The organism is Streptomyces tricolor, assembly GCF_002155905.1.
Classification (GTDB): Bacteria; Actinomycetota; Actinomycetes; order Streptomycetales; family Streptomycetaceae; genus Streptomyces; species Streptomyces tricolor.
This window is the reverse complement of the sequence record NZ_MUMF01000516.1, coordinates 1-5,588: the sequence shown is the minus strand read 5'-3', so window position 1 is coordinate 5,588 and position 5,588 is coordinate 1. Positions and strand designations below refer to the sequence as shown.

The 5,588-nt window shown below is 73.4% G+C and carries 5 protein-coding genes; 4 read left to right on the top strand and 1 reads right to left on the bottom strand.

Annotated elements, in window-relative coordinates; all coding sequences use genetic code 11:
• The 3 genes from CCN44_RS32245 to CCN44_RS32235 form a co-directional block, all read left to right on the top strand.
• Nucleotides 1-880, top strand: an 880-nt coding sequence (locus CCN44_RS32245; RefSeq protein WP_086701659.1) for a DMT family transporter, incomplete at its 5' end; no start/stop codon positions are given.
• Between the two features lie 198 nt (nt 881-1,078).
• On the top strand, nt 1,079-1,987 hold the full coding sequence (locus CCN44_RS32240) for a LysR family transcriptional regulator (RefSeq protein WP_086701657.1): 909 nt from the start codon (nt 1,079-1,081) through the stop codon (nt 1,985-1,987).
• 258 nt (nt 1,988-2,245) lie between these two features.
• Complete coding sequence (locus tag CCN44_RS32235) at nt 2,246-2,500, top strand: hypothetical protein (RefSeq protein ID WP_223283894.1); 255 nt, start codon at nt 2,246-2,248, stop codon at nt 2,498-2,500.
• A 179-nt stretch (nt 2,501-2,679) separates the two neighbouring features.
• Here the strand turns inward: CCN44_RS32235 and pepN are convergent, their stop codons facing one another.
• On the bottom strand, nt 2,680-5,262 hold the full coding sequence (gene pepN / locus CCN44_RS32230) for an aminopeptidase N (RefSeq protein ID WP_059249578.1): 2,583 nt from the start codon (nt 5,260-5,262) through the stop codon (nt 2,680-2,682).
• Nucleotides 5,263-5,375: 113 nt separating this feature from the next.
• On the opposite strand from pepN, the gene CCN44_RS32225 reads away from it, so the two are divergent.
• Nucleotides 5,376-5,588 (top strand): DUF1203 domain-containing protein (locus CCN44_RS32225; protein ID WP_143650089.1); only part of this gene is annotated, 213 nt, incomplete at its 3' end.

Here is a 5,588-nt window from a genome sequence, read left to right as displayed (position 1 = left end):
CCCCCGCCCGCGGCGGGCCGCCGCCCCGCTCCTCGGCCTCGCCTGCGCCGCACTCGCCACGGTCGTCTGGTCCGGCAGCTTCGTCACCTCCCGCGGACTGCACGACAGCGTCCCGCCCGTCCAGCACGCCTTCTGGCGCTGGGTGATCGCGCTGCTCGCCGTCGCCCCCTTCGGCGCCCGGCAGGCCTGGCGGCAACGGCACCTGTTCCGCCGCCACGCCCGGTACGTGCTGCTCGCCTCGCTCCTCGGCGTGGCCGTCTACAACACCCTCGTCAACCAGGCCGGCCTGACCACCCCGGCCGCCACCATGGGCATGATCATGGCCGCCTCGCCGGTGCTCATGGCCGTGTGCGACCGGCTGGGCGGCGTACGGCTGGGGGCGCGCCGGACCGCCGGGCTGCTGCTGGCCTGCACGGGCGTGACGCTGCTCGTCGGCGGCGGGGCGGGCTTCCCGGCCGGCGGGCTGTGGATGCTCGCCGCCGCCTGCTGCTTCGCCGGCTACAGCGCGCTGCTGCGCCGCCGGCCGGCCGAACTCGGCGGCACCGCCTTCCTGTTCGCCACGTTCCTCGCCGGCGTCGTCCTGCTGCTGCCCGCGCAGGCCGTCAGCCTCGCCGTCCAGGGCGGCTTCCGCCCCGCCCCGGGCACGGTCCTGCCCCTGCTGTACGTCGGCGTGGCCTCCTCCGCGCTCGCCTTCTTCGCCTGGAACAAGGCCGTCGCCCTGATCGGCGCCACCCGCGCCGGCATCGTCTACTACCTCCAGCCGGTGTGCGTGGCCCTGCTGTCCTGGGCGGTGCTCGGCGAACGCACGGGAGGACCGCAACTGCTGTGCCTGGCGCTGATCCTCGCCGGAGTCGTGCTGGGCGCGGGCTCCCGCCGCTGACGGCGGCGCGGGTGGTGTCGGCGGTGTCGCCTCGTGGCCGGGCGCCATGGTGCCGGTGGCCGGATGCGTGCAGTGCGTGCGGCCGGCGGTGCGGCGGCGCACCCGTACCGCTGCCAAAAACTGCGCGAACCCCCCGCATTCCACGACCGGTTCGCCGCCGCGGCCGACGAGGGCCCGCGCGGCGTGTAGCGTGCGCGCATGGCCGAGTGGGACCTGAGGAAGCTGCGGATCCTGCGCACCCTGCGCGAACGGGGCACGGTCACCGCGACGGCCGAGGCCCTGCACATGACGCCGTCCGCCGTCTCCCAGCAGCTCACCAACCTCGCCGCCCAGCTCGGCGTGCCCCTGCTGGAGGCGCAGGGCCGCCGGGTCCGGCTCACCGACGCGGCCCGGCTGGTGCTGGCGCACACGGAGCCGGTGTTCGAGCAGCTGGAGCGGGCCGACGCGGCCCTCGCGGCGTACGCGCGCGGCGAGGCCGGGGAGGTCCGCGTCGGCGCCTTCCCGACCGCCGTACCCGCCCTGGTCGTACCCGCCGTACGGGCCCTGCGCGCGACGCATCCGCAGGTGACCGTCCGGGTCCGCGAGGCGGAGGCCGCCGAGGCGTACGACCTGCTGGCCGCCGGTGAGGTCGACCTCGCCCTGTCCCTCGCGGCCGAGGCGCCCAGCGCCGCCGACCCCCGCTTCACCCACGTCCCGCTGCTCGCCGACCCGCTGGACGTCGCCCTGCCCCCGGACCATCCCCTGGCCTCGGCCGCCGGCCTGACCCTCACCGACCTGGCCGCCGAACCCTGGATCTTCGGCGGCAGCGGCCCCTGGTCGGACATCACCCGGCGGGCCTGCGAGGCCGCGGGCTTCAGCCCCCACCAGGGACACTCGGCCACCGGCTGGACCGCGATCCTGGCCATGGTGGAGGCGGGGATGGGCGTCGCCCTGGTGCCGCGGACGGCGGCCGGCCGGCGAGCGGGCGTGGTGCTGCGGGAACTGGGCGCGGACCGCCCCGTACGGCACGTGGTCGCGGCGGTGCGCAGGGGCGCCGGCGAGGCACCGGCCGTCGCCAGGGTCCTGCACGCCCTGCGCCACGCGGCGGACCCGGAACCCGAGCGCTGACCGCCGGACCGGGCCCCCGCCGCCGAGATGCTGAGTGGGCGAAGGGCGGTTAGCGTGAAGTGAAAAGGGCCGCGATCAGGGGTGTGCCCGCCGCCGGCGGCGAGTGCCCCGTCCACCGGGGCCGGCAGCCGAAGCGGCACAGGCCTGCTGCTCGTCCCCCGCGGCACCACCTACGACCGCGCCGCTCGATCCCCCGCGGCCGCGGCCATCGCCCCCGTACCGGAAACCCCGCGAGGGCGTGGAAGGAAGGTAGGCCACATGAAAGCACAACGCGTGAGGCGTCTCTTCGCGGTCACCGCGGCCGGCGTCCTCCTCGCCGGTGGCGCCGCGATCGGCACGGCGGGTACGGCCTCGGCGGCCACCCCGGACCGGGTCTCCACCAACCACGGCTGCTACGACCGCGGCGGCTGGTGGGGCGGCTGCGGCCACTACGACCGCGGCAACTTCTACAACACCGGCTTCTTCCCCGGCTTCGTCCCCGGCGGCGGCGTCGTGGTGGTCGTCGTGAACTGAACGCCGATCGCGGTCCCGCACCGCTGAACCCACCACCGATGCCGGACGGGCCGTGCCCGTCCGGCATCGGTGCCGCCCGGGCCCTCCGTCGTGAACTCGTGACGGCGGCCGGGGGCTTGGCCACGCATGCGCAGGGGCGCCCGGTGCGGCACCGGGCGCCCCTGCCGTCGTGACGACGGTTACGCGGCGGAGCCCGCCGCCTCGTCCGCCGCCTGGGCCTTCAGGGCGCGTTCGATACCCGAGCGGGACTCCGAGACGAGGCGGCGCAGGGCCGCCGTCGGCTCGGCCGAGGCCAGCCAGGCGTCGGTCTTGTCCAGGGTCTCCGCGGAGACCTGGATCGCGGGGTAGAGGCCGATGGCGATCTGCTGGGCGATCTCGTGCGAACGGGACTCCCAGACGCCCTTGACGACCTCGAAGTACTTGTCGGTGTACGGCGCGAGCAGCTCCCGCTGGTCGGTCTGCACGAAGCCGGCGATCACGGCCTCCTGCACGGCGTTGGGCAGCTTGTCGGAGTCGATGACCGAGGACCAGGCCTCCGCCTTCGCCTCCGGCGTCGGACGGGACGCGCGGGCGGTGGCCGCGTGCCGCTCGCCGGCCGCCGTCCTGTCCCGCTCGTACTCGCCCGCGATCTCCGTCTCGTCGTACCGGCCGACGGCCGCGAGACGCTGCACGAACGCCCAGCGCAGCTCGGTGTCGACGGCCAGGCCCTCGATGGTCTGCGTGCCGTCGAGCAGGCCCTCCAGCAGGTCCAGCTGCTCCGGGGTGCGGGCGGTCGCCGCGAAGGCACGGGCCCAGGCCAGCTGGTGGTCGCCGGCCGGCTCGGCCGTGCGCAGGTGGGCCAGCGTGGCGTCGGTCCAGCGGGTCAGCAGGGACTCGCGGGCGGACGGGGCGGCGTACAGGTCGATGGCCAGCTTGACCTGGCGGTGCAGGGACTGCACCACGCCGATGTCCGACTCCTTGCCGATGCCGGACAGCACCAGGGAGAGGTAGTCGCGGGTGGCCAGCTCGCCGTCCCGCGTCATGTCCCAGGCCGACGCCCAGCACAGCGCGCGCGGCAGGGACTCCGCGAAGTCGCCGAGGTGCTCTGTGACCGTCTTCAAAGATTCCTCGTCCAGGCGGACCTTGGCGTAGGACAGGTCGTCGTCGTTGAGGAGGACGACCGCCGGGCGGCGCTTGCCGGTCAGCTGCGGTACGGCGGTCAGCTCGCCGTCGACGTCCAGCTCGATCCGGTCGGTGCGCACCAGCTTGCCGGAGCCGGCGTCGAGGTCGTACAGGCCGATGGCGATGCGGTGCGGGCGCAGGACCGGCTCGCCCTTGGCGCCGGCGGGCAGCGCCGGGGCCTCCTGGCGGACGGCGAAGGAGGTGATGGCACCGTCGGCGTCGGTCTGCACCTCCGGGCGGAGGATGTTGATGCCGGCCGTCTCCAGCCACTTCTTCGACCAGGTCTTCAGGTCGCGGCCGGAGGTCTCCTCCAGCGCGCCCAGCAGGTCGGACAGGCGGGTGTTGCCGAACGCGTGCCGCTTGAAGTAGGCCTGCACGCCCTTGAAGAACTCATCCTCGCCGACGTACGCGACCAGCTGCTTCAGCACGCTGGCGCCCTTGGCGTAGGTGATGCCGTCGAAGTTGACGAGCACGTCCTCCAGGTCGCGGATCTCCGCCATGATCGGGTGCGTGGACGGCAGCTGGTCCTGCCGGTACGCCCAGGTCTTCATCGAGTTGGCGAAGGTGGTCCACGAGTGCGGCCACTTGGAGCCGGGCGCGGACGCCTGGCAGGCGATGGAGGTGTAGGTGGCGAACGACTCGTTCAGCCACAGGTCGTTCCACCACTCCATGGTGACCAGGTCGCCGAACCACATGTGGGCCAGCTCGTGCAGGATGGTCTCGGCGCGGACCTCGTACGCCGCGTCGGTCACCTTGGACCGGAAGACGTACTGGTCGCGGATGGTGACCGCGCCCGCGTTCTCCATGGCGCCCGCGTTGAACTCGGGCACGAACAGCTGGTCGTACTTCTCGAACGGGTAGGCGTAGTCGAACTTCTCCTGGAACCAGTCGAAGCCCTGCCGGGTGACCTCGAAGATCGCGTCCGAGTCGAGGAACTCGGCGAGCGAGGGCCGGCAGTAGATGCCCAGCGGCACCGACCGGCCGTCCTTCTCGTACACGCTGTGCACGGAGTGGTACGGGCCGACGATCAGCGCGGTGACGTACGTCGAGATCCGCGGGGTCGGCGCGAAGGCCCAGACGTTGTCCTTCGGCTCCGGGGTCGGCGAGTTGGAAATGACCGTCCAGCCCTCGGGCGCCTTCACGGTGAACTGGAAGGTGGCCTTCAGGTCCGGCTGCTCGAAGGAGGCGAAGACGCGGCGGGCGTCCGGGACCTCGAACTGCGTGTATAGGTAGGCCTGCTCGTCCACCGGGTCGACGAAGCGGTGCAGACCCTCGCCGGTGTTGGTGTAGGCGCAGTCCGCGACGACCCGCAGGACGTTGCGCCCCTCCAGCAGGCCCGGCAGCGCGATCCGCGAGTCCTCGAAGACCTCGGCCGGGTCCAGCTGGTCGCCGTTGAGGACGACCTCGTGGACCGCCGGCGCCACCAGGTCGATGAAGGACTCGGCACCGCCACGGGCGACGTCGAAGCGCACCGTGGTCACGGACCGGTAGGTACCGCCCTCCTGCGCGCCGGAGAGGTCGAGATCGATCTCGTACGAGTCAACGGTGAGCAGCTCGGCCCGCTGCTGCGCCTCTTCGCGAGTCAGGTTTGTGCCAGGCACGCGGTCATCTCCTCGTTATGTGTCGGTTGCGCCATCCTTCCATGGGACCGACGGGGAACGCGATGTCCGCATCCCGCCGGTGTGCGTGGCGCCGGGACGGGACGCTGGAGGGCATGACGACTCACCTCGTACTCCCCATCGGTCCAACCGTCCTGAAGGAACTGCGCACCGCCGACGACGCCGGCCGTCCCCCGGCCGCGATGACCGACGAGGAGGGCGGCGCCCCGCTGCGCTGCTGCCTGCGCCACAGCGCGCCCGGCGAGCGGATCGCCCTGGTCTCGTACGCGCCGCTGCGCCGCTGGGCGGCCCGGACCGGTGCCGAGCCG

Excerpts from the sequence above, each read along its gene's own strand:
- CCN44_RS32240 (WP_086701657.1), top strand. The coding sequence starts at position 1,079 with ATGGCCGAGTGGGACCTGAGGAAGCTGCGGATCCTGCGCACCCTGCGC.
- CCN44_RS32235 (WP_223283894.1), top strand. The coding sequence starts at position 2,246 with ATGAAAGCACAACGCGTGAGGCGTCTCTTCGCGGTCACCGCGGCCGGC.